At 67.1% G+C, this 22,532-nt stretch carries 21 protein-coding genes; 9 read left to right on the forward strand and 12 right to left on the reverse strand.

Going from position 1 to position 22,532, the window contains the following annotated elements; translation table 11 throughout:
- Nucleotides 1-37: 37 nt before the first annotated feature.
- From ettA to gcvA, 3 genes are all read right to left on the reverse strand, one after another.
- The gene (gene ettA / locus ABY44_RS28170) at nt 38-1,705 is read right to left on the reverse strand and encodes an energy-dependent translational throttle protein EttA (protein ID WP_027788485.1); all 1,668 of its coding nucleotides are present in this window, start codon (nt 1,703-1,705) and stop codon (nt 38-40) included.
- A 190-nt stretch (nt 1,706-1,895) separates the two neighbouring features.
- Nucleotides 1,896-2,204, reverse strand: a complete 309-nt coding sequence (locus tag ABY44_RS28175; RefSeq protein ID WP_027788484.1) for a DUF3761 domain-containing protein — start codon at nt 2,202-2,204, stop codon at nt 1,896-1,898.
- A 101-nt stretch (nt 2,205-2,305) separates the two neighbouring features.
- Complete coding sequence (gene gcvA / locus ABY44_RS28180; protein WP_027788483.1) at nt 2,306-3,223, reverse strand: transcriptional regulator GcvA; 918 nt, start codon at nt 3,221-3,223, stop codon at nt 2,306-2,308.
- Between the two features lie 193 nt (nt 3,224-3,416).
- Between gcvA and ABY44_RS28185 the strand changes: the two genes are divergently transcribed.
- The 3 genes from ABY44_RS28185 to gabP all read left to right on the forward strand — a co-directional run bounded on the left by ABY44_RS28185 (nt 3,417) and on the right by gabP (nt 6,979).
- Nucleotides 3,417-4,730 (forward strand): MFS transporter, encoded by a 1,314-nt coding sequence (locus ABY44_RS28185; RefSeq protein ID WP_060173924.1) that lies wholly within the window; start codon nt 3,417-3,419, stop codon nt 4,728-4,730.
- Between the two features lie 100 nt (nt 4,731-4,830).
- Complete coding sequence (locus tag ABY44_RS28190) at nt 4,831-5,175, forward strand: MmcQ/YjbR family DNA-binding protein (RefSeq protein WP_060173925.1); 345 nt, start codon at nt 4,831-4,833, stop codon at nt 5,173-5,175.
- 412 nt (nt 5,176-5,587) lie between these two features.
- Nucleotides 5,588-6,979, forward strand: coding sequence for a GABA permease (gabP, locus tag ABY44_RS28195; RefSeq protein WP_060173926.1), 1,392 nt, complete (start codon nt 5,588-5,590; stop codon nt 6,977-6,979).
- Between the two features lie 166 nt (nt 6,980-7,145).
- On the opposite strand, the gene ychF is transcribed toward gabP, so the two are convergent.
- Nucleotides 7,146-8,240 (reverse strand): redox-regulated ATPase YchF, encoded by a 1,095-nt coding sequence (gene ychF, locus ABY44_RS28200; RefSeq protein ID WP_027788479.1) that lies wholly within the window; start codon nt 8,238-8,240, stop codon nt 7,146-7,148.
- A 246-nt stretch (nt 8,241-8,486) separates the two neighbouring features.
- Here ychF and ABY44_RS28205 point away from each other — a divergent pair, with 246 nt between their 5' ends.
- From ABY44_RS28205 to ABY44_RS28220, 4 genes are all read left to right on the forward strand, one after another.
- Nucleotides 8,487-9,665: a UbiH/UbiF family hydroxylase gene (locus tag ABY44_RS28205; protein WP_027788478.1), complete on the forward strand. Its 1,179-nt coding sequence runs from the start codon at nt 8,487-8,489 to the stop codon at nt 9,663-9,665.
- A 90-nt stretch (nt 9,666-9,755) separates the two neighbouring features.
- Complete coding sequence (locus ABY44_RS28210) at nt 9,756-10,484, forward strand: DsbC family protein (RefSeq protein WP_060173927.1); 729 nt, start codon at nt 9,756-9,758, stop codon at nt 10,482-10,484.
- Between the two features lie 106 nt (nt 10,485-10,590).
- Entirely contained in the window at nt 10,591-12,390 is a 1,800-nt protein-coding gene (locus ABY44_RS28215; RefSeq protein WP_060173928.1) for a M61 family metallopeptidase, read from the forward strand.
- 147 nt (nt 12,391-12,537) lie between these two features.
- On the forward strand, nt 12,538-13,134 hold the full coding sequence (locus ABY44_RS28220; protein ID WP_021156968.1) for an FMN-dependent NADH-azoreductase: 597 nt from the start codon (nt 12,538-12,540) through the stop codon (nt 13,132-13,134).
- Between the two features lie 116 nt (nt 13,135-13,250).
- On the opposite strand, the gene ABY44_RS28225 is transcribed toward ABY44_RS28220, so the two are convergent.
- The 8 genes from ABY44_RS28225 to rpe form a co-directional block, all read right to left on the reverse strand.
- Nucleotides 13,251-14,162 carry a uracil-DNA glycosylase gene (locus tag ABY44_RS28225; protein ID WP_060173929.1) on the reverse strand — a complete coding sequence of 304 codons (912 nt, stop codon included), beginning with the start codon at nt 14,160-14,162 and terminating at the stop codon, nt 13,251-13,253.
- 12 nt (nt 14,163-14,174) lie between these two features.
- Entirely contained in the window at nt 14,175-14,801 is a 627-nt protein-coding gene (locus tag ABY44_RS28230; RefSeq protein ID WP_048026371.1) for a CYTH domain-containing protein, read from the reverse strand.
- Nucleotides 14,801-15,586 (reverse strand): indole-3-glycerol phosphate synthase TrpC, encoded by a 786-nt coding sequence (gene trpC, locus ABY44_RS28235; RefSeq protein WP_027788473.1) that lies wholly within the window; start codon nt 15,584-15,586, stop codon nt 14,801-14,803. Before trpC ends, ABY44_RS28230 begins: the two co-directional genes overlap by 1 nt.
- A gap of 29 nt (nt 15,587-15,615) precedes the next feature.
- Nucleotides 15,616-16,647, reverse strand: coding sequence for an anthranilate phosphoribosyltransferase (gene trpD / locus ABY44_RS28240; protein WP_043191545.1), 1,032 nt, complete (start codon nt 16,645-16,647; stop codon nt 15,616-15,618).
- A gap of 13 nt (nt 16,648-16,660) precedes the next feature.
- Entirely contained in the window at nt 16,661-17,251 is a 591-nt protein-coding gene (locus tag ABY44_RS28245; protein ID WP_027788471.1) for an aminodeoxychorismate/anthranilate synthase component II, read from the reverse strand.
- Nucleotides 17,252-17,264: 13 nt separating this feature from the next.
- Nucleotides 17,265-18,758 carry an anthranilate synthase component I gene (gene trpE, locus ABY44_RS28250; protein WP_027788470.1) on the reverse strand — a complete coding sequence of 498 codons (1,494 nt, stop codon included), beginning with the start codon at nt 18,756-18,758 and terminating at the stop codon, nt 17,265-17,267.
- Nucleotides 18,759-19,115: 357 nt separating this feature from the next.
- On the reverse strand, nt 19,116-19,880 hold the full coding sequence (locus ABY44_RS28255; protein ID WP_060173930.1) for a phosphoglycolate phosphatase: 765 nt from the start codon (nt 19,878-19,880) through the stop codon (nt 19,116-19,118).
- Nucleotides 19,881-19,884: 4 nt separating this feature from the next.
- Entirely contained in the window at nt 19,885-20,571 is a 687-nt protein-coding gene (gene rpe / locus ABY44_RS28260; protein ID WP_011883156.1) for a ribulose-phosphate 3-epimerase, read from the reverse strand.
- A gap of 178 nt (nt 20,572-20,749) precedes the next feature.
- On the opposite strand from rpe, the gene apaG reads away from it, so the two are divergent.
- Both apaG and mltA read left to right on the forward strand, forming a co-directional pair.
- Nucleotides 20,750-21,124: a Co2+/Mg2+ efflux protein ApaG gene (apaG, locus tag ABY44_RS28265; RefSeq protein WP_011350820.1), complete on the forward strand. Its 375-nt coding sequence runs from the start codon at nt 20,750-20,752 to the stop codon at nt 21,122-21,124.
- An 81-nt stretch (nt 21,125-21,205) separates the two neighbouring features.
- The gene (mltA, locus tag ABY44_RS28270; RefSeq protein ID WP_060173937.1) at nt 21,206-22,438 is read left to right on the forward strand and encodes a murein transglycosylase A; all 1,233 of its coding nucleotides are present in this window, start codon (nt 21,206-21,208) and stop codon (nt 22,436-22,438) included.
- The last annotated feature ends 94 nt before the right edge of the window (nt 22,439-22,532 follow it).

Here is a 22,532-nt window from a genome sequence, read left to right on the forward strand (position 1 = left end):
TGCGTTACCGCAGTGCCGGGCGCCCGGGCCGCGCCGCTTAGCGGCTGATCGGCTTGTAGCGCAGGCGCTTCGGCTTCGCGGCTTCCTCGCCGAGGCGCGCACGCTTGTCGGCTTCGTATTCCTGATAGTTGCCGTCGAAGAACGTGACCTGCGAATCGCCTTCGAATGCGAGGATGTGCGTCGCGATCCGGTCGAGGAACCAACGATCGTGCGAGATCACCATCACCGAGCCCGCGAATTCGAGCAGCGCGTCTTCCAGCGCGCGCAGCGTTTCGACGTCGAGGTCGTTCGACGGTTCGTCCAGCAGCAGCACGTTGCCGCCCGAGATCAGCGTCTTCGCGAGGTGCAGGCGGCCGCGTTCGCCGCCGGACAAGTTGCCGACGATCTTCTGCTGGTCGCCGCCCTTGAAGTTGAAGCGGCCGATGTACGCGCGCGACGGCGTTTCGTACTTGCCCACCGTCAGCACGTCGGCGCCGCCCGAGATTTCCTCGAACACCGTCTTCGTGCCGTCGAGCGCGTCGCGGCTCTGGTCGACGTACGCGAGCTTCACGGTCGGCCCCATCACGACTTCGCCCGAATCCGGCTGCTCCTTGCCCGTCAGCATCCGGAACAGCGTCGACTTGCCGGCGCCGTTCGGGCCGATGATGCCGACGATCGCGCCGGCCGGGATCTTCAGGTTCAGGTTGTCGATCAGCAGACGGTCGCCGAACGCCTTGCTGACGTTCTTGAACTCGATCACTTCATTGCCGAGGCGATCGCCGACCGGGATGAAGATTTCCTGCGTCTCGTTGCGCTTCTGGTATTCCTGGCTGTTCAGCTCCTCGAAGCGCGCGATACGTGCCTTCGACTTCGCCTGCCGGCCCTTCGGGTTCTGGCGCACCCACTCCAGTTCCTTCTTGATCGCCTTCTGGCGCGCCGATTCCGACGCTTCTTCCTGCTTCAGGCGCTCTTCCTTCTGGTCGAGCCAGCTGCTGTAGTTGCCCTTCCACGGAATGCCGTGGCCGCGGTCGAGTTCGAGAATCCACTCGGCCGCGTTGTCGAGGAAGTAGCGATCGTGGGTGACCGCGACGACGGTGCCCGGGAAGCGCACCAGGAACTGCTCGAGCCAGTCGACCGATTCCGCGTCGAGGTGGTTGGTCGGTTCGTCGAGCAGCAGCATGTCGGGTTTTTCGAGCAGCAGCTTGCACAGCGCGACGCGGCGCTTCTCACCGCCTGAAAGATGCTCGATCTTTGCGTCCCATGACGGCAGGCGCAGTGCGTCGGCGGCCACTTCGAGCTGCTGCTCGGGGCTGCCGCCGTCGCTCGACGCGAGGATCGCTTCGTACTTCGCCTGCTCGGCCGCGAGCGCGTCGAAGTCGGCGTCCGGCTCCGCGTACGCCGCGTAGATTTCCTCGAGCTTCTTGTTGGCCTGGAACAGGTCGCCGAGGCCTTCCTCGACGGCTTCGCGCACCGTCTTCGTCGGGTCGAGCTGCGGCTCCTGCGGCAGATAGCCGATGTTCAGGTTCGGCATCGGCGTCGCTTCGCCTTCGATGTCCTTGTCGACGCCCGCCATGATGCGGATCAGCGTCGACTTGCCCGAGCCGTTCAGGCCGAGCACGCCGATCTTCGCGCCGGGAAAGAACGACAGCGAGATGTCCTTCAGGATCTGGCGCTTGGGCGGCACGATCTTGCCGACCCGGTTCATCGTGAAAACGTATTGGGCCATTTGGGTGTGAAAGTCAGAAATGGTTGAGACTGCCGCGCAGCGCGCGGGCGTGGCGGCGTCGGGTGATTCGGTACGGAGCGTGCCGCGCACGGCGCGGCGGCGTCGCCGCGTGTCGGCGGCGCGAGCGGCTATTGTACTTCGCCGCCGGCCGCCGCTGGCGCGACACCTGGCCTTTTGGCCGGGGCTGCGCTCACAGCCACGCGGCGACGCCGCCGTGCCCCGAGCACGTGCCGCGCCGATGGCGGCTGAAGCTGTAGGTGCCGTCGCGGCAGCGCGCGCTCGCGCCTTCGGGCACGCGGCCCGATTTCGAATGCGCGGGTGCGTGCACGGTTTCGCCGTCGCGGTTGCGATACGTGTCGTGACGGTCGAGATCGGCTTCGTTGCCGTAGCCGGGCGGTGCGCGGTACGCGTGTGCGGGTTGGGGCAACGCGGCGCAGGCGACGAAGAAGACGGCGGACAGTGCCGCGATGCGTGTCGTGCGGCAGAACAGGGCAGGCATGGTCTCTCCCGGTCGGCTTGTTGTTATCGATGTCGGGCGGATGGCCCGCGCCGCATGTTAGCGGATCGGCGCCCGACCGGTGCCGGCGCGGCGGCGTGACGCTACGCCGCGCCCGACATCGAGGCCGCGCCGTCGGCCTGCGCGGCCTCGAGGATCCACCGGCGAAAAGCGGCGACCTTCGGCCGCTCGGCGTGATGCGGCGGATAGACGAGGTAGTACGCGAAATCGTCGAGCCACGCGACGTCGGCAAGCTGCACGAGCCGGCCGCTTGCCAGCTCGCCGCGCACCATCGCGGCCGGCAGCAGCCCGGCGCCCTGACCGGCGACGATCGCCTGCAGCAACAGGCCCGAGTCGTCGAACGCGGGGCCGCGCGGCGGCCCGATATCGTCGATCCGCTGCGCGCCGAACCAGATGTGCCAGCCCTTGCGCTCGGCGTCATGCAGCTGCGGCCAGCCGACCAGATCGGCGGGCGTCGCCGGCATGCCGAGCCGCGCGACAAGGTCGGGCGACGCGAGCGCGACGATCTCCACCGTCAGCAGGCGCTCGCTGCACAGGCCGATGTAGCGCCCGAGGCCATGCCGGATTGCAACGTCGACGCCGTCGCGCGAAAAATCCGCGAGTGCGTGGCTCGTGACGACCTGCAGGTCGACGTCAGGGCACGCGTGCCGGAATTGCGCGAGGCGCGGGACGAGCCACGCGGATGCGAAGAACGGGGTGACGCTCACCGTCAGCACGCCGCTGTCGGCGGCGCCCGACACGCGCTGCGACGCGTCGGCGATCTGCCGGAACGCATTGCGCACCGGCGGCAGGTAGTCGCGACCGGCGGCCGTCAGCAGGATGCCGCGGTTGACGCGCTCGAACAGCTGCACGCCGAGGTGCGTCTCGAGCGTGCGGATCATCTGGCTCACCGCGCCGGGCGTGACCGACAGCTCCTCGGCCGCCGATTTCACCGACAGGTGGCGGGCGGCTGCTTCGAATGCACGCAGCGCGTTGAGCGGCGGCAGGCGGGAACGATTCATTGAGTTTTTCTAAAGCGAATGGCCGATGAAATATCGTTTGAGGCGGCGCGTGTGCGCGAGTACCGTTGTCGCATCCGATTGCGTGCTTGGGGGCTGCATTGCAGCGACCAATGCGATCAACATAGTTCAACTATATCCACGAGGCAAACCGGACGCCGTGACGTGTCCGGCTGGACCTGAGAGGAGCATCGTCATGAACCGCCCGGGCGCATCGCGCCATTTCTACGGCTGGTACGTGGTCGCGGCCGCGTTTGCCGTCACGTTCGTCGGGTTCGGCAGCGCCTATACGTTCAGTGCGTTCGTCGAGTCGCTGCAGCGGGACTTCGCCGCGTCGCGCGGCCAGATCTCGCTCGTGTTCTCGCTCGCCGGCTTCCTGTATTTCGGTTTCGGCATCGTCAGCGGGCCGCTGGCCGACCGCTTCGGCTCGCGGCGGCTCGCCGTCGCCGGGATGCTGCTGACGGGCGCCGGGCTCGCGGCTGCCGGCGCCGCGCACACGCTGCTGCAGGTCTATGTCGCGTATGGGCTTGGTGTCGGTTTCGGCGTCGGCTGCGCATACGTACCGGCGGTCGGCGCCGTGCAGCGCTGGTTCGTGCGCCGGCGCGGCTTCGCATCGGGGCTCGCGGTCGCGGGGATCGGTGTCGGCACGCTGGTGATGCCGCCGCTCGCGTCCACGCTGATCGCGCAGGTCGGCTGGCGCGGCGCGTATTTCACGCTGGCCGTGATCGCGGTCGTGATCGGCGCGGGGATGTCGCTGCTGATCGAGAACGACCCGCGCGGGCGGGGGCTGCTGCCGGACGGGGAGGCTGCGCATGAGCCCGGCGGCGGGGCGCAAGTCGCCGGGCGCGGTGCGGGGGCCTCGGTGTCCGGTGCCGCCGCGGGGCGTCAGCCGGTCGCCGCTTCGGCGCCTGCCGGCGCGACGGTGCGCGAAGCCGTCATGTCGCGGCCGTTCGCGAGCCTGTACGCCGCATGCCTCGCCTGCTCGTTCGGCGTGTTCGTCCCGTTCGTTCACCTCGTGCCGTACGCGCTCGATCATGGTGTCGCGCCGTCGACGGCCGTGCTGCTGCTCGGCGCGATCGGCATCGGCAGCACGGCCGGCCGCTTCTTCCTCGGCGGCCTCGCCGACCGCTTCGGCCGCCGTGCGTCGCTGCTCGCGATGTTCGCGGGCATGGCCGTCGCGCTCGTCGCGTGGGCCGGTGCCGACACCGTTGCGACGCTTGCCGCGTTCGCGCTCGTGTTCGGCGTGTTCTACGGCGGCTGGGTCGCCGTGCTGCCGGCGGTCGTGATGGACTACTTCGGCGGGCGCAACGTGAGCGGGATCATCGGCGTGCTTTATACGAGCGTCGCATTCGGCACGCTGATCGGGCCGGCCGCGGCCGGTTTCATCTACGACGCGGGCGGCGGCTATCTCGTGCCGATCCTGGCCAGCGCCGCCGCGAATGCGATCGCCTTCGCGATCGTCGCGACGACGGGGCGAGCGCCGGTGGCCGCACGTGCGGCGCGCGGATAGGCGCACGTCCCGCGGATAGGCGCACGTCCCGCGGCGTGCCTTCGCGAATTCCGGTAGGGTGGCCGGATCGTGAACCGAAGAAGTGCAGCCGGGAGGCCTCATGACATTCGACGAAGTCCGCCAGATCGCGCTGGCATGGCGCGGCGTCGAGGAAGGTACGTCGTACGGCACGCCTGCGCTCAAGGTGAGGGGCAAGATGCTCGCGCGTCTGCGCGAGGACGGCGACACGCTCGTCGTGAAAGGTGTCGGCCCCGACGAGCGCGCGTGGCTGATCGAATCGGAACCGGACGTGTATTACGTGACGGATCACTACGTCGGCTGGCCGATCGTGCTGGTGCGGCTGTCGGCGGCCCGTCCGGACGCCGTGAAAAAACTGCTTCTGCGAGAATGGCAGGCCGTCGTCCCCACCAAATGGCGCGACGAGAGGGTGCACGGCGCGAACTGACACGCCGGTTGCGGCCCGCTGCCCGGCGTCGCCGGGCGCTTTCGGCGCGGCTCGCGCGCCGGCACGAACGGGTACAAGCGTTGCATCGATCGACGTCGATGCAACGAGTGGTTCCATCGAAATTCTTCAATTGGTTCTTAGTGAAGAACCGTTTGGTGCTTACACTCCTTCGCTTCGAAGGCAGCTGACGAAAGCCGACGGAAACGGCGCACGCGATGCGTCGGCGCACCGCGCGCCGCATCGCACCCGCAGCTTCGCAGACTGCGCGGCGCGCCGATCCGAACGGTCCCATCCGGCCGCATGCCCGCGTGCGATGCACGCGCGCTCGCAGCCGGATTCAAGAACGACAACTCCCCCTGCTGCCTTCACGCGACACCCGGCCATACCGGAACCGTTTTTTGGAGAGAGACAGATGAGTGGAAGCAACACAGGCCTCGGTACGGGCCTGAAGCAGCGGCACGTGACGATGATGTCGATTGCCGGCGTGATCGGCGCGGGCCTGTTCGTCGGCTCCGGCCACGCGATCGCGGAAGCCGGCCCGGCGTCGATCCTCGCGTATGCGATCGCGGGCGTGCTGGTCGTGCTGGTGATGCGCATGCTTGGCGAGATGGCCGTCGCGCATCCGGACAGCGGTTCGTTCTCCACCTATGCCGATCGCGCGATCGGCCACTGGGCCGGTTTCTCGATCGGCTGGCTGTACTGGTGGTTCTGGGTGCTCGTGATCCCGATCGAGGCGACCGCCGCCGCGACCATCCTCAATGCATGGTTCCCCGGCGTTGCAACCTGGGTCTTCGCGCTCGGCATCACGCTGGTGCTGACGGTGACCAACCTCTTCTCGGTCAAGAACTACGGCGAATTCGAATTCTGGTTCGCGCTGATCAAGGTCGTCGCGATCGTCGTGTTCCTGTGCATCGGCGGCGCGGCGATCGTCGGCATCATTCCCGCCCCTGCGGTGTCGGGCGTATCGAACCTGTTCGCGCATGGCGGCTTCATGCCGCACGGTGCCGGTGCGGTGCTCGCGGCGATGCTGACGACGATGTTCTCGTTCCTCGGCACGGAGATCGTGACGATCGCGGCCGCCGAATCGGACAACCCGCAACGCCAGATCGTGCGCGCAACCAACTCGGTGATCTGGCGCATCACGCTGTTCTATCTCGGCTCGATCCTGATCGTCGCGGCCATCGTGCCGTGGAACGATCCGCTGCTGCCGAAGCACGGTTCGTATCAGCGCGCGATGGAGCTGATCGGCATCCCGAACGCGAAGGCGATCATCGACGTGATCGTGCTCGTGTCGGTCGCGAGCTGCCTGAATTCGGCGCTGTACACCGCGTCGCGGATGCTGTTCTCGCTGTCGAAGCGCAAGGACGCGCCCGCGTTTCTGCACCGCACGGATTCGACCGGCACGCCGCGCGCGGCCGTACTCGCATCGACCGCATTCGGCTTCCTGACCGTGATCGCGAACTACCTGATGCCGGAACAGGTGTTCGGCTTCCTGCTCGCGACGTCGGGCGCGATCGCGCTGCTCGTGTATCTCGTGATCGCGATCTCGCAGCTGCGGATGCGCAAGACGCTCGAAGCGACCGGCGCCGACCTGACGCTGCGGATGTGGCTGTTCCCCTGGCTCACGTGGCTGGTGATCCTGTTCATCTGCGGCACGCTGACCGTGATGCTCGTGAGTGAGGATCACAGGATGGAAGTGGGCGCGACGGCCGTGCTGGCGCTGATCGTGCTGCTGGCATCGTGGCTGAACAAGCGCGGCCGCGATGCGCAGGCGAGCGCGGGGCGGCGAGTGTCGGCGATGTGATGCCGTGACGAAGCGGCGGCGGACGCACGGTGTTCGCCGCCGGCTGGCGGAGCGTCCCGCAATGAAAAATGGCCCGACGGCGCTTGCCGTCGGGCCATTCGTTTTTCGTGCCGGGCACGCGTTGCGCGATGCCGTGTGATTCACACGGCATCGGCCGATGCAAGGGTCAGACGTTGAACAGGAAGTTCATCACGTCGCCGTCGTGCACGACATATTCCTTCCCTTCGGCGCGCATCTTGCCGGCTTCCTTCGCGCCTTGCTCGCCCTTGTACGTGATGAAGTCGTCGAACGCGATCGTCTGCGCGCGGATGAAGCCGCGCTCGAAGTCGGTGTGGATCACGCCGGCCGCCTGCGGTGCCGTGTCGCCGATATGGATCGTCCACGCGCGCACTTCCTTCACGCCCGCGGTGAAGTAGGTCTGCAGGCCGAGCAGCTTGAAGCCCGCGCGAATCACGCGGTCGAGGCCCGGCTCTTCCATGCCCATGTCGGCGAGGAATGCTTCCTTGTCGGCATCGTCGAGATCGGCGATTTCCGCCTCGATCGCCGCGCACACGGCGACCACCGGCGCATTTTCGCTTTCCGCGTACTTGCGCACGGCATCCAGGTGCGGGTTGTTCTCGAAACCGTCGTCCTTCACGTTGGCCACGTACATGGCCGGCTTCGCGGTGATCAGGCAGAACGGCTTGAGCAGCGCCTCTTCGTCGTCCGACAGCGCGAGACCGCGCACGGCCTTGCCCTGGTCGAGCTGCGCGCGCACCTTCTCGAGCACCGCGACGAGCTTCGCCGCTTCCTTGTCGTTGCCCGACTTCGCGGCCTTCGAATAGCGCGTGAGCGCCTTCTCGACGGTGCCGAGGTCGGCGAGCGCGAGTTCGGTATTGATCACTTCGATGTCGTCGATCGGGCTGACCTTGCCGGCGACGTGAATGACGTTCTCGTCCTCGAAGCAACGCACGACGTGCGTGATTGCATCTGTTTCGCGAATGTTGGCGAGGAACTGGTTGCCGAGGCCTTCACCCTTGCTCGCGCCCGCGACGAGGCCCGCGATGTCGACGAACTCGACGACGGCCGGCACGACACGCTCCGGCTTGACGATCTCGGAGAGCGCCTTCAGGCGCGTATCGGGCACTTCGACGATGCCGACGTTCGGCTCGATCGTGCAGAACGGGTAGTTCTCGGCGGCGATGCCGGCCTTGGTCAGCGCATTGAACAGGGTGGACTTGCCGACGTTGGGCAAGCCGACGATGCCGCATTTGAGACTCATGGAATCCTTCGGACGGGTAAGGCGGCGCGGCCGGACAGGGCACGGCGGCGCGGGAAAAAAGGGCGGCCGGCGCTTGGGGCGCGGCGGGCCGACGGTCAAAGACGCTATTGTACCGTGCCGACGCCCCGGATTCCGGGGTTGCGCCGAACGGCCGATGCGGCAGGCCGCCGCGCTGCATCGGCCGCCTGCGATTCTGCTGATTTCCCGCAAAGTCCGGCCGCGTAAGGGTTTGGCCCCGCGGCTATAATGCCCGCCATGACTGCCCACCACTCCTTCGACGTCGCCGTGGTCGGCGGCGGGCTCGTCGGCAAGACTGCCGCGCTCGCGCTGACCCAGTCCGGCTACAAGACTGCCTTGCTCGCCCAGCCGGCCGCGCCGCGCCCCGCCGATCTCGTATTCGACACGCGCGTCTACGCGCTGTCTTCCAGTTCGCAGGCGTTGCTCGAGCGGCTGCGGGTCTGGCAGGCGCTCGACCATGGCCGCCTCGCACCGGTCTACGACATGCGCGTGTACGGCGATGCGCACGCGGAACTGCATTTCTCCGCGTACCAGGCATCCGTGCCGCAGCTCGCGTGGATCGCCGAATCGTCGCTGGTCGAGGCGTCGCTCGACGCCGCGCTGCGGTTCCAGCCGAACCTCACGTGGTTCGAGGCGCGCGCGCAGGGCTTCGACGTACACGACGACGCAGCCGTGCTCACGCTGTCGTCGGGGCAGGTGCTGGAAGCGGATCTCGTCGTCGGCGCGGACGGCGCGCATTCGTGGGTGCGCTCGCAAATGGGGGCCAAAGTCGAGCGGCGCGACTACCGGCAAACCGGAGTCGTCGCGAACTTCAAGGCGTCGCTGCCGCATCGCGAGACGGCCTACCAGTGGTTCCACGAAGGCGAGATCGTCGCGCTGCTGCCGCTGCCGGACGGCCATGTGTCGCTCGTCTGGTCCGCGCACACCGCGCATGCGGACGAATTGCTCGCACTCGATCCGGCGCAGCTCGCGGCCGAGGTCGAGCGCGTGTCTCATGGCCAGGTCGGCACGCTCGACTGCGTGACGCCGGCCGCCGGCTTCCCGCTGGCGCTGCAGACGGTCGACAAGCTGATCGCGCCGCGCGTCGCGCTCGTCGGCGATGCCGCGCACCTGATCCACCCGCTCGCGGGACAGGGGATGAACCTCGGCCTGCGCGATGTGGCGGCGCTTGCCGACGCGATCGCCGGCAAGGAAAGCTTCCGCAACCTCGGTGATACGGTGCTGCTGCGCCGCTACGAGCGTTCGCGCCGCGAGGACATCCGCGCGCTGATGGTCGCAACCGACGGCCTGCAGCGGCTGTTCGCGGTGCCGGGCTCGCTCGCGAAGGCCGTGCGCAATGCGGGCATGGCCTTCGTCGGTGCGCAGCCGCTCGTGAAGCGCTGGCTCGTGTCGGCTGCGCTCGGCTGATCGAACCTTCGGCCGCTTCGCCGGTCGGACACGGTTCCGTTACGGCGTACACTGTGCCGTGAACACCGATTGAGCTGAAGGAAGATTTCGATGAAAAAAACGATCCGCATCGCGTCGCTGGCGCTGGCCGTCACGATGGCGACGCTTGGCTGCACCGCGCAGGCCGACCAGACCACCGACAAGCTGAAAGCCACGCTGCAGGCCCGCCTCGGCAACGATGCGCCGATCAAGAGCGTGTCGAAATCGCCGGTCGCGGGCCTGTACGAAGTGAACCTCGGCTCACAGATCATCTATAGCGATGCGGCGGGCGACTACGTGCTGCTCGGCGATCTCGTCGACACCAAGACGCACAAGAACCTGACCGACGCCCGCCTGTCCGAAATCAACAAGATCGACTTCGCGAGCCTGCCGTTCGCGAATGCGATCAAGGTCGTCAAGGGCAACGGCGCTCGCAAGATCGCGGTGTTCTCCGATCCGAACTGCCCGTACTGCAAGAAGCTCGAGACGACGCTGCAGTCGGTCGACAACGTCACCGTCTACACGTTCCTGTACCCGGTGCTGTCGCCGGATTCGACCGCGAAGTCGAAGGCGATCTGGTGTGCGGCCGATCGCGCGAAAACGTGGGAGAGCTGGATGCTCGACCATCGCGCACCGACCGGCGCCGGTACCTGCGATACCGCCGCACTCGACAAGAACCTCGCGCTCGGCCGCGGGATGAACGTCACGGGCACGCCGACGATCTTCCTGCCGGACGGCCGCCGCCTGCCGGGCGCCGTATCGGCCGACCAGCTCAACCAGGCGCTCGCGTCGAGCAAGTAACCGACCACCCGCCGGGCCGCATGGCCCGGCCAGCGAGGGGCGCCCGCGTGACCTGCCGGCGCCTCTCTTCGTTTCCGCCGCCGTATTCGACCGTCCGATTGCCACGATGACCCAGCCGATCCGCTATTCGATTGTCCCGAAAGATCTTGCCGCGCACCTGTTCGAAGTGTCGGTGACGGTCACCGATCCCGACCCCGAAGGCCAGCGCTTTTCGCTGCCGGTGTGGATTCCGGGCAGCTACCTCGTGCGCGAGTTTGCGCGCAACATCGTGACGCTCGGCGCATTCAACGACGCGGGCCGCAAGGTGCGGATCGCAAAGACCGACAAGCACACGTGGCAGGCCGCACCCGTGAACGGCACGCTGACCCTGCGCTACGACGTGTACGCATGGGACCTGTCGGTGCGCTCCGCGTATCTCGACGAATCGGGCGGCTTCTTCAATGCGACGGCCGTGTTCCTGAGCGTCGCCGGCCGCGAGGACGCGCCGTGTGAAGTCGACATCGGGAAGCCGGCCGGCGCGGCGTTCCGCGCGTGGCGCGTCGGCACCGCGTTGCCCGAGGCGCGCGGCACGAAGCGCTACGGGTTCGGCGCGTACCGCGCGTCGAACTACGACGAGCTTTCCGACCATCCGGTGACGATCGGCGAATTCGCGCTGGCGACGTTCGACGCGCACGGCGTGCCGCACGACATCGTGATCGCGGGGCGTGTGACGCAGCTCGACGTGGAGCGCCTGCGCACCGACCTGAAGCGCGTGTGCGAAGCACAGATCGCGCTGTTCGAGCCGAAATCGAAGAAGGCGCCGATGGACCGCTACGTGTTCATGACGCTTGCGGTCAGCGACGGTTACGGCGGTCTCGAGCATCGCGCGTCGACCGCGCTGATCTGCAACCGCACCGACCTGCCGGTGAAGGGGCGACCCGAAACGACGGAAGGCTATCGCACGTACCTCGGTCTCTGCAGTCACGAGTACTTCCATACCTGGAACGTGAAGCGCATCAAGCCGGCGGCGTTCGTGCCGTACGACCTGACGCGCGAGAATTACACGTCGCTGCTGTGGCTGTTCGAAGGCTTCACGTCGTATTACGACGACCTGATGCTGGTGCGCAGCGGGCTGATGTCGCAGGACGAATATTTCGCGGCGCTCGGCCGCACGGTCGGCGGCGTGCTGCGCGGCACGGGCCGGCTCAAGCAAAGCGTCGCGGAAAGCTCGTTCGACGCGTGGATCAAGTACTACCGCCAGGACGAGAACGCGACCAACGCGATCGTCAGCTATTACACGAAGGGTTCGCTGGTCGCGCTCGCGTTCGATCTCGCGATCCGCGCGCAGACGCGCAACCGGAAGTCGCTCGACGACGTGATGCGCCTGCTGTGGCAGCGCTACGGCCGCGATTTCTACCGCGGCAAGCAGGCGGGCGTCGAGGAAAACGAAGTCGAGACGCTGATCGAGGAAGCGACGGGCGTCGCGCTCGGCCGCCTGTTCACCGATGCCGTGCACGGCACGCGCGACCTGCCGCTCGCCGAGCTGCTCGCACCGTTCGGCGTGACGCTCACGCCGGATGTCGCGAACGGCGCGGCCGCAAAGCCGACGATCGGCGCACGCCTGCGCGGCGGGGCGGACTGCACGTTCGCGGCGGTCTACGAAGGCGGCGCCGCGCATCGCGCGGGGCTGTCGGCCGGCGATACGCTGATCGCGGTCGACGGGCTGCGCGTCACGGGCACCAACCTCGACGCGCTGCTCGCGCGCTACCGGCCGGGCGACAAGGTCGAGGTTCACGCATTCCGTCGCGACGAGCTGCGCACCGCGAAACTGAAGCTCGACGGCCCCGAAGTCACGCGCTACAGGCTGACGGCGGCCGCGAAGCCGGCGGCGGTATCGAAGGCCCGGGAAGCCTGGCTGAAGGGCTGATCGTACGAAGGCGGGTATCGGGGCGCGATCGAGGATTGTTCTGTTGTTGCAACAATCCGTCGCCCTGAACCCGCTTTTTCGCGGTCATGCGGCCACGCACAATGGCGTCACTCGCGCTACCGAAGCGCAACCCTACTGGAGCCTGACATGACGACCATTCTGCAAATCAATTCCGCGGCGCGTTCGCAAGGTGCGCAATCCACGCTGCTGGCCAACGAACTGACGGCAAAGCTGCAACAATCGAACCCCGGCGCGAAGGTCGTGGTTCGTGACCTGCTGGCCGATGCGCTGCCGCACCTCGACGAATCGGTGCTCGGCGCGTTCTTCACGCCGGCCGACAAGCGCACCGCGGAACAGAATGCGATCGTCGCGAAGAGCGATGCACTGATCGCCGAACTGCAAGCCGCCGACATCATCGTGATCGGCGCACCGATGTACAACTTCGGCGTGTCGTCGCAACTGAAGGCGTATTTCGACTGGATCGCCCGTGCAGGCGTCACGTTCCGCTACACCGAGAACGGCCCGGAAGGCCTGATCAAGGGCAAGAAGGTTCACGTGGTGACGGCCCGCGGCGGCAAGTACCTGGGTACGCCGAACGACAGCCAGACGCCGTACCTGCGCTCGTTCCTCGGCTTCATCGGCCTGACCGACGTGAACTTCATTCACGCTGAAGGCCTGAACCTCGGGCCGGACGCGCAGAGCGCCGCGCTCGCCAGCGCACGCGAAGCGATCGCCGCCGCGTAAGGAAGGCCGACGCGGGTGCGACGCACCTGCTGCATCGCCCGATAAAAAAACGCCGCGTTCCCGAAAGGGACGCGGCGTTTTTGCATGCTTGCCGGCACGAAGGAACCGGCAGCGCGTTACGCGAGCGTTTCGGCGACTTCCGGCAGGCGCCAGTCGATCGGCTCGCGGCCGGCATCGACCAGATAGTCGTTCGCGAGCGCGAAATGGCGGCAACCGAGGAAACCGCGGTGCGCGGACAGCGGCGACGGATGCGGTGCCTCGAGCACGCAATGCGCGCTTGCGTCGAACAGTGCGCGCTTCGCCTGCGCGTGTGCGCCCCACAGCATGAACACGAGCCCGCGATGACGGCCGGCGAGTTCGCGGATCAGCGTGTCCGTGCACTGCTCCCAGCCGCGCTTCGCATGGCTCGCGGCCGCGCCGCGCTCGACCGTCAGCACCGTGTTGAGCAGCAGCACGCCCTGGCGTGCCCAGGTGTCGAGGCAGCCGTGGCGTGGCGTGTCATGACCGAAGTTCGAGGCGATTTCCTTGAAGATGTTGCGCAGCGACGGCGGCGTGCGCACGGCGGGCGGCACCGAGAATGCGAGCCCGTGTGCCTGCGGCGTGCCGCGATCGTCGCCGTGATACGGATCCTGGCCGAGGATCACGACTTTCACGTCGTCCGGGCTCGTCAGGCGCAGCGCGCGGAACACGTCGGTCGGGTAGACCGTCTTGCCGGCCGCACGCTCGTCGTCGACGAAGCGGCACAGCGGCGCATATGCGTCGCTGTCGGTAAAGGGTTTCAGCACGTCGCGCCAGACGGCTGGCAGCGCGTCGAATTGCGCGGCGAGGTGCGGAACGTTGGCGGCGGCAGGCTGCGGGGCCGCCGGTGCCGCTTGTGCCGCAGCCGATGCGGCGGCTTTCGCGGGCTTGCGCCCGGCCGCGGGCGGCTCGGAAGGCGGGGACGGAAGATCGGCCGGTGCCGTTTCCGGCACGGGATCGTCGAACAGCGACGCCTGTTGCGGCGCGCGGGAAGTCTTGCGGGTTGCCATGCGTGATGCGTGTTATTGCGCGCGCAGCCGGTAGCCGCGCTGCGCCTTGCTGATGTTTTCGGGAGCGAGGCCCGGCAGCGCCTGCTGCAGTTCGGCGGCGAGCGTTGCGAGCGCCGCTTCCGGGCCGTCGATCAGTTCGAGTTCGATTTCGCTGATCGGTTCGCGGCGCGTTTCGTGTTCCGCCTGGACGACGATCTCGCCGATGTCCACCGCGGCTTCGACGGTTGCGCCGCCGATTGCGATGCGCCACAGCGTACGCGAAAAATCCGTGCGGAACAGCGCACGCAGCGCGCCGGCCGCGTCATTCAGCGCGGCGGCGGCCTCCGGCACGTCGCAGGCCGCGACGAGCGCATCGATCTCGAGCGCGTCGCCGGCGACCGGCAGCTCCCATTCGTGGCGGCGGTGCAGGCCGCCTTCCGCGCTGCCGACCGTCTTGAACGTCTGCAGCCAGCCCTGCGGCGCGCGGCGCACGCGCACCGCGCTCTTCGAGCGGGCCAGCGCGAGATCGGGCGTGTCGTAGTAGACGTTCGCGAGCGTGATGTCGTGGCCGGGTTCGCCGGTCAGCGTCTCGAAGAAGCGTCGCGCGGCCTCGGCCTGGCCGGCCGGCAGCGCGAGCTTGATTTCCTTTTCGATCGCCATCAGAAGAACATCCGTGCGAGCTCCTCGCCCGGCTGGTCGGCACGCATGAACGCTTCTCCGACGAGGAACGTGTTCACGTTCGCCGCGCGCATCGTGTCGACATCGGTGCGCGACAGGATCCCCGACTCGGTCACGACGATGCGGTCCGCCGGAATCATGTCGAGCATGTCGAGCGTGGTCTGGATCGACGTCTCGAACGTGCGCAGGTTGCGGTTGTTGATGCCGAGCAGCGGCGTCTTGAGCGTCAGCGCCTGTTCCATCTCGTTGCGGTCGTGCACTTCGACCAGCACCGCGAGGCCGAGCGAGTGAGCATACGCTTCGAGATCCTGCATCAGCGGCGTGTCGAGCGCGGCGGCGATCAGCAGGATCGCGTCCGCGCCCATCGCGCGTGCTTCCACGATCTGGTACGCGTCGACGATGAAGTCCTTGCGCAGCACCGGCAGCGTGCAGGCCGCGCGCGCTTCCTCGAGATAGCGGACGCTGCCCTGGAAGAACTGCTCGTCGGTCAGCACCGACAGGCACGCGGCGCCGTGCTCCGCATACGAACGGGCGATGTCGGCCGGCACGAAATGCTCGCGCAGCACGCCCTTCGACGGGCTGGCCTTCTTGATTTCGGAAATCACGGCCGCGTGGCCGGCTGCGTGTTTCGCGCGCAGTGCGCCGACGAAGTCGCGCAGGTCGCGCGCGGAGGCTTCCAGTTTCAGTGCCTCGAGCGGCGCGCTGCGCATGGCCGCCGCGACTTCTTCGCGCTTGACGGCGATGATTCGGTCGAGAATGTCGCTCATGTGGGTTCCTGCTTGATTCGTAAGGGGAGTCAGCGCTTGAACTGCTGCGTGAAGCGCACGAGTTCGTCGACCTTCGCGCGGGCCTTGCCGCTCGCGATCGCTTCGCGGGCGAGCTGGATGCCGTCCGCGATCGATTCGGCGACGTTCGCCGCATAGAGTGCGGTGCCCGCGTTCAGCGTGACGATCTCGCGCGCGACGCCCGGCTGGTTGTCCAGCGCGCCGAGCAGCATCGTGCGCGATTCGTCGGCATTTTCCACCTTCAGCGTGCGGTTCGACACCATCTGCAGGCCGAAATCTTCCGGATGGATCTCGTATTCGTGCACCTTGCCGTCGCGCAATTCACCGACGAGCGTCGCGGCGCCGAGCGAAACCTCGTCCATCCCGTCCTTGCCGTACACCACGAGCACGTGCTGCGCGCCGAGACGCTGCATCACGCGCACCTGGATGCCGACGAGGTCGGGGTGGAACACGCCCATCAGCTGGTTCGGCGCGCCGGCCGGATTGGTCAGCGGGCCGAGGATGTTGAAGATCGTGCGCACGCCGAGTTCGCGGCGCACGGCCGCGATGTTCTTCATCGCCGGGTGATGGTTCGGCGCGAACATGAAGCCCATGCCGGTTTCGGCAATCGACGCGGCAACCTGGTCGGACTGCAGGTCGATGTTCACGCCGAGCGCCTCGAGCACGTCGGCGCTGCCGGACTTGCTCGATACGCCGCGGTTGCCGTGCTTCGCGACCTTCGCGCCGGCCGCGGCCGTAACGAACATCGACGCGGTCGAGATGTTGAACGTATGCGAGCCGTCGCCGCCGGTGCCGACGATGTCGACGAAGTTCGAGTTGTCCTGCACCTCGACGTGGTTCGCGAATTCGCGCATCACGGTCGCGGCGGCGGCGATCTCGCCGATCGTCTCCTTCTTCACGCGCAGCCCGGTGATGATCGCGGCCGCCATCACGGGCGACATGTCGCCGCGCATGATGAGCCGCATCAGGTGCAGCATCTCGTCGTGGAAGATCTCGCGGTGTTCGATCGTGCGCTGCAGCGCTTCCTGCGGGGTAATCGTCATCGTGTGGCTCCCGTCAGGCGGCTTGCGCGGCTGCGGCGCGTGCCTGTTTCAGGAAATTCTCGAGCAGTGCATGGCCATGCTCGGACAGGATCGATTCCGGGTGGAACTGTACGCCTTCGATCGGCAGCGTCTTGTGGCGCACGCCCATGATCTCGCCGTCGTCGGTCCACGCGGACACCTCGAGGCAGTCGGGCAGCGATTCGCGCTCGATCGCGAGCGAGTGGTAGCGCGTGACGTCGAAATGCTTCGGCAGGTCGGCGAACACGCCGCGGCAGTCGGTTTCGATCTTGCTTACCTTGCCGTGCATGATGGTCTTCGCGCGCACGACGCGGCCGCCGAATGCCTCGCCGATCGCCTGATGGCCGAGGCAGACGCCGAGGATCGGCTTCTTGCCCGAAAATTCACGCAGCACGTCGAGCGTGATGCCCGCGTGTTGCGGGTTGCTCGGGCCGGGCGACAGGCAGATCGCGTCGGGATTCAGGCGCGCGATCTCGTCGAGCGTGATTTCGTCGTTGCGGTAGGTGCGTACGTCCTCGCCGAGTTCGCCGAAGTACTGGACCAGGTTGTAGGTAAACGAGTCGTAGTTGTCGATCATGAGCAGCATGGTCAGTCTCCGGTCAGAAGTCGCTATCGAGGCCGTCCTGGACCTGTTCGGCCGCACGCAGCACCGCGCGCGCCTTGTTCTCGGTCTCTTGCCATTCGGATTCGGGCACCGAATCCGCGACGACGCCGGCCGCCGCTTGCACATACAGGTTGCCGTTGTGGATCAGGCCCGTCCGGATCGCGATCGCGAGATCCATCTCGCCCGAGAACGACAGGTAGCCGACGGCGCCGCCGTACAACCCGCGCTTGACCGGCTCGAGCTCGTCGATCAGCTCCATCGCGCGCACCTTCGGCGCGCCGGACAACGTGCCGGCCGGGAACGTCGCGCGCAGCACGTCGTAGTTCGTCATCCCGGGTTTCAGCTTGCCTTCGACCGAGCTGACGATGTGCTGCACGTGCGAGTACTTCTCGATGACCATCTTGTCGGTCACCTGCACCGAGCCGATCTCCGCGATGCGGCCGACGTCGTTGCGCGCGAGGTCGATCAGCATCACGTGCTCGGCGATCTCCTTCGGATCGTTGAGCAGTTCGGTCGCGAGTTCGGCATCGCGCTCGGGCGTGTTGCCGCGCGGGCGCGTGCCGGCGAGCGGACGGATCGTGACGATCTGGTCTTCGCCGCGCTTCTCCTGGCGCACGAGGATTTCCGGCGACGCGCCGACCACGTGGAAATCGCCGAAGTTGTAGTAGTACATGTACGGCGACGGGTTCAGCGAACGCAGCGCACGATACAGCGACAGCGGATTGTCGCGGTACGGCTTCGTCAGCCGCTGGCCGACCTGGATCTGCATCAGCTCGCCGGCCGCGATGTATTCCTTCGCCTGGCGCACGGCGGCCAGATAGTCGTCCTTCTTGAACTCGCGGAAGGTTTCGGTGCGCACGCTCGCCGACGTGACGGGCGGCTGCACGGTCGTGCGCAGGCGCTGTTTCAGTTCGCGCAGGCGCTGTTTTGCCTTCGTGTAGGCTTCGGCCTGGCTCGGGTCCGCGTAGATGATCAGGTACAGCTTGCCGGCGAGGTTGTCGATGACCGCGACTTCCTCGGTCAGCAGCAACTGGATGTCGGGCAGGCCGAGATCGTCGCGCGGTGCGGTGTTCGCGAGCTTCTTCTCGATGTAGCGCACCGCGTCGTAGCCGAAGTAGCCGGCGAGACCGCCGCAGAAGCGCGGCAGGCCCGGGCGCTGCGCCACCTTGAAGCGCGCCTGGAACGATTCGATGAACTGGAACGGGTCACCTTCATGCGTCTCGACGACCTGGCCGTCGCGCACGACTTCCGACACGCCGTTACGGGTGCGGACGAGCGTGCGGGCCGGCAGGCCGATGAACGAGTAGCGGCCGAAGCGTTCGCCGCCGACCACCGATTCCAGCAGGAACGAGTTGGCGCCCGCGCGTTCGGGCTGGGCCAGCTTCAGGTAGAGGGACAGCGGCGTTTCGAGATCGGCGAGGGCTTCCGCGATCAGCGGGATGCGGTTGTAGCCTTCGTTCGCGAGCGATTGGAATTCGAGTTCGGTCATGTTCCGGTCCTGTTCGGGACGAGCGGCGCGTGCGCCAGGGATCATTTGACGCTGCGCGGGTTGCCGTCGGCGAAAGGGCGGTCGATCGAGAAGTGCCTGTTGCCGGCCGGCACTCCGGGCGTGAACGTCGCGAGCCTGCGGCCGATCCTGAACGCAAGCGTTCGGACGCGGTGGAACTCGAGGTGGTGCGACGGTCGGCGCGCGGATGCGCAGCGAGATAAAAAACGGCGCTGAAGACGTACTTCAGCGTACCTCATCGAAGAGGTTAGCGCGACCAGCGACGCCAGGGCCAGGCTCCCCGGTCGATGCTGCTCAGACTCCGTTTTTTATTCAGAAACATGCAGATGGAAGAAATAATCAGATGGTTGGCCGGCCGGTGTTGTGCGCGGTAATTGCGCGAGCTGCGACCAGCAACGAATCGACTATACCATCCGAATTTATCGTTTGTATAGCTTTGCCGTGGTTGTAGCCGTACGGCACAGTCAGCGTCGCCATCCCGGCCGCGCGGCCGGCCAGCGCATCGTTTTCCGAGTCGCCGATCGCGACTGCCGCATCCGGAGCGACGCCGAGCGCGCTGCAGGCCGTCAGCATCGGCAGCGGATCGGGCTTCTTGCGTGCGACGCTGTCGCCGCCGAGCACGACGCTGAAGCAATCGGCCAGCCCGTATTGCTCGAGCAGTTCGACGGCGAAGCGATGCGGCTTGTTCGTCACGCACGCGAGCCGGATGCCGGCCGCACGCAATGCGTCGAGGCCGGCGGCTACGTCCGGATAGAGGCGCGTGTGGCGGCCGTTGATCTTCGCGTATTCGGTCTGGTAGATCGCCAGTGCGTCGTCGAAGCGTGCGTGCGCTTCGTCGGCCGGGAAGCGCGGTTTCAGCACGCTCTGGATCAGGTGTTCGGAGCCCTTGCCGACGTAGCCGATCACCTCGTCACGCGACGTGGCCGGCGCGCCGAGCTGCGCGAGCATCCCGTTCAGGCCGGCCGTGAAATCGTCGGCCGTGTCGACCATCGTGCCGTCGAGATCGATCAGCGCCGCGTCGATGCGCGGCGCGGCGAAGCGGATCGGGGCGGCTTCGGTTGCAGCCCCGGCCGGCGCATGGCCGGCGAGCGACGAATCGGCCACGGCGTCAGCTCCGCTCGACGGTAGCGAGCGCGGCGCGCATCTCGTCGATCACCTTGCGGTAGTCGGGCTTGCCGAAGATCGCCGAACCCGCGACGAAGGTGTCGGCACCGGCCGCCGCGATTTCCGCGATGTTGTCGGTTTTCACGCCGCCGTCGACTTCGAGCAGGATCTCGCGGCCGGTGCGCTCGGTGTACGCGTCGATGCGTGCGCGTGCCTCGCGCAGCTTGTTCAGCGTTTCCGGGATGAACGACTGGCCGCCGAAGCCCGGGTTGACCGACATCAGCAGCACGAAGTCGAGGCGATCCATCACGTGATCGAGGTAGTTCAGCGGCGTCGCCGGATTGAACACGAGACCGGCCTTGCAGCCGTGGTCACGGATCAGCGACAGCGTGCGGTCGATGTGATCGGAGCCTTCCGGGTGGAAGCTGATCAGGTTTGCACCGGCCTTCGCAAAATCGGGCACGATCCGGTCGACCGGGCGCACCATCAGATGCACGTCGATCGGCACCTGCACGTGCGGGCGGATCGCTTCGCACACGAGCGGGCCGATCGTCAGGTTCGGCACATAATGGTTGTCCATCACGTCGAAGTGGATCCAGTCGGCGCCGGCGGCGACGACGTTGCGGACTTCTTCGCCGAGCCGTGCGAAATCGGCGGACAGGATGCTGGGAGCGATACGGAATTGGGTCATGGCAGGGGAGCGGGGACGTTGCGGCGCAAAACCGACATTCTACCGTCCGGCGACCCCGTGCGCGGCGGCGGGCCGTGCGGCCGAGGCCCGATTGCGCATAGAATGCCGAACCAATGCGGCGCGCCCGCGGCCCCGTTGCCCATGCCGGCACGGACAGTCACCCTCCACCGGAAACATCATGAGTCAGTATCAGTTCACCGTTTCGGTGAAAACCAGCTACTTGCCGGAACAATCCGACCCCGATCGCCGTCAATACGCATTCGCGTACACGCTGACGATCCGCAACACGGGACAGGTCGCGGCGCAGCTGATCGCGCGTCACTGGATCATCACGGACAGCGAGAACCACGTGCAGGAAGTGAAGGGGCTCGGCGTCGTCGGGCACCAGCCGCTGCTGCAGCCGGGCGAGCACTTCGAATACACGAGCTGGGCCGTGATCGCGACGCCGGTCGGTACGATGCGGGGCGCGTACTTCTGCGTGGCGGAAGACGGCGAGCGTTTCGAGGCGCCGGTCGACGAGTTCGCACTCCACATGCCGCGCACGCTGCATTGAGCGTGCGGAGCGCGTCAGCGCGGCTGACGGTCGTTGTTGCCGCGGGCGTGCTTCTTTCTGCCCGACGACGTCCACACGACGATGAAGATCAGCAGGGCAAGCGCTACGAAGGCTTCGAGCGCAAAGATGAGCATCGGATATTGGTCGAGAAAATCTGACATGGCGGTTTCCATCAAGAACGGACATTGTATGTGGTTTGGGCCCCGGTTGGCCGGGTGGGCGGCAGCGGTCGCGGTGGCGGCGCTGCTTGCGGCGTGCGGCAGCGCGCCGACGCGGACTTCGTCGCTGAAGCCGCCGACCGGCGCGGCGATCGTGCCGGGGCAGGTCGCCGCGAAGCGACTCACGCCGGTCGCGTGGCAGCAGGTGCCGGGTTGGCAGGACGATTCGCTGATCGGCGCGACGGCCGCGTTGCGGCAGAACTGCGCGCGGCTCGCGCGCCAGCCGGCCTGGCAGCGTGCGTGTGCGGCTGCCGACCGGCTCGACGAGCTTGACGTCAGCAGTGCGCGGGCATTCTTCGAAACGTATTTCACGCCGTTCCAGTTCGCGAACACCGACGGTACGCTCGACGGGCTGGTGACCGGCTATTACGAGCCGCTGCTGCATGGTTCGCGCGTGCGTCGTGGCCCGTATCAGTACGCGCTGTACCGCTGGCCGGCCGGTTATCGCGCGGGCGCCGCGCTGCCGGCACGCGCGCAGCTCGAACGCGCCGGCATCCTGAACGGCAACGAACTCGTGTGGGTCGACGACCCGATCGAGGCGTTCTTCCTGCAGGTGCAGGGCTCGGGGCGCGTGCTGCTCGACGACGGTTCGGTGATGCGGGTCGGCTTCGGCGGCACCAACAACCAGCCGTACCGTTCGATCGGCAAGTGGCTGCTCGATCGCGGCGAACTGACGCCCGCCCAGGCGACGATGCAGGGTATCAAGGCGTGGGCGAAGGCGAACCCGAATCGCGTCGACGCGTTGCTCGACACGAACCCGCGGTTCGTGTTCTTCCGCGACATGCCGACCAAGGAGGATGCGCCGCACGGCGGCGCGGACGGCCCGATCGGCGCGCTCGGCGTGCCGCTGACGCCGGAACGCTCGATCGCGGTCGACCCGTCGTCGATCCCGCTCGGCACGCCGGTGTTCCTGCAGACCACGCGCCCGCTGACGAATACGCCGATGAACCGGCTCGTGTTCGCGCAGGATACGGGCTCCGCGATCAAGGGCGGCGTGCGGGCCGACTATTTCTGGGGGCTCGGCGACGACGCAGGCGATCAGGCCGGGCGGATGAAGCAGGTCGGCCGGATGTGGCTGCTGTTCCCGAACTCGTGACTTGAGGCGGCCCGGAATGAAACAGCCCGATCGGCGTTGGCCGATCGGGCTGTTTCATTTGCAGCCGCGGATTCACCGCACGTCGTGCACGCAC

The sequence above is a fragment of the Burkholderia sp. ZZQ-2 genome (assembly GCF_050768715.1).
In the GTDB taxonomy this organism is placed as follows: Bacteria; Pseudomonadota; Gammaproteobacteria; order Burkholderiales; family Burkholderiaceae; genus Burkholderia; species Burkholderia cepacia.

Coding starts and splice junctions, on each gene's coding strand:
- gabP (WP_060173926.1), top strand. CDS start 5,588: ATGAGTGGAAGCAACACAGGCCTCGGTACGGGCCTGAAGCAGCGGCAC.
- mltA (WP_060173937.1), top strand. CDS start 21,206: ATGAAGATCAGCAGGGCAAGCGCTACGAAGGCTTCGAGCGCAAAGATG.
- trpC (WP_027788473.1), bottom strand. CDS start 15,586: ATGAGCGACATTCTCGACCGAATCATCGCCGTCAAGCGCGAAGAAGTC.
- ABY44_RS28205 (WP_027788478.1), top strand. CDS start 8,487: ATGCCCGCCATGACTGCCCACCACTCCTTCGACGTCGCCGTGGTCGGC.
- ABY44_RS28220 (WP_021156968.1), top strand. CDS start 12,538: ATGACGACCATTCTGCAAATCAATTCCGCGGCGCGTTCGCAAGGTGCG.
- gcvA (WP_027788483.1), bottom strand. CDS start 3,223: ATGAATCGTTCCCGCCTGCCGCCGCTCAACGCGCTGCGTGCATTCGAA.
- ABY44_RS28225 (WP_060173929.1), bottom strand. CDS start 14,162: ATGGCAACCCGCAAGACTTCCCGCGCGCCGCAACAGGCGTCGCTGTTC.
- ettA (WP_027788485.1), bottom strand. CDS start 1,705: ATGGCCCAATACGTTTTCACGATGAACCGGGTCGGCAAGATCGTGCCG.
- ABY44_RS28245 (WP_027788471.1), bottom strand. CDS start 17,251: ATGCTGCTCATGATCGACAACTACGACTCGTTTACCTACAACCTGGTC.
- ychF (WP_027788479.1), bottom strand. CDS start 8,240: ATGAGTCTCAAATGCGGCATCGTCGGCTTGCCCAACGTCGGCAAGTCC.
- ABY44_RS28210 (WP_060173927.1), top strand. CDS start 9,756: ATGAAAAAAACGATCCGCATCGCGTCGCTGGCGCTGGCCGTCACGATG.
- rpe (WP_011883156.1), bottom strand. CDS start 20,571: ATGACCCAATTCCGTATCGCTCCCAGCATCCTGTCCGCCGATTTCGCA.
- ABY44_RS28230 (WP_048026371.1), bottom strand. CDS start 14,801: ATGGCGATCGAAAAGGAAATCAAGCTCGCGCTGCCGGCCGGCCAGGCC.
- trpD (WP_043191545.1), bottom strand. CDS start 16,647: ATGACGATTACCCCGCAGGAAGCGCTGCAGCGCACGATCGAACACCGC.
- ABY44_RS28185 (WP_060173924.1), top strand. CDS start 3,417: ATGAACCGCCCGGGCGCATCGCGCCATTTCTACGGCTGGTACGTGGTC.
- ABY44_RS28190 (WP_060173925.1), top strand. CDS start 4,831: ATGACATTCGACGAAGTCCGCCAGATCGCGCTGGCATGGCGCGGCGTC.
- trpE (WP_027788470.1), bottom strand. CDS start 18,758: ATGACCGAACTCGAATTCCAATCGCTCGCGAACGAAGGCTACAACCGC.
- ABY44_RS28215 (WP_060173928.1), top strand. CDS start 10,591: ATGACCCAGCCGATCCGCTATTCGATTGTCCCGAAAGATCTTGCCGCG.
- ABY44_RS28175 (WP_027788484.1), bottom strand. CDS start 2,204: ATGCCTGCCCTGTTCTGCCGCACGACACGCATCGCGGCACTGTCCGCC.
- apaG (WP_011350820.1), top strand. CDS start 20,750: ATGAGTCAGTATCAGTTCACCGTTTCGGTGAAAACCAGCTACTTGCCG.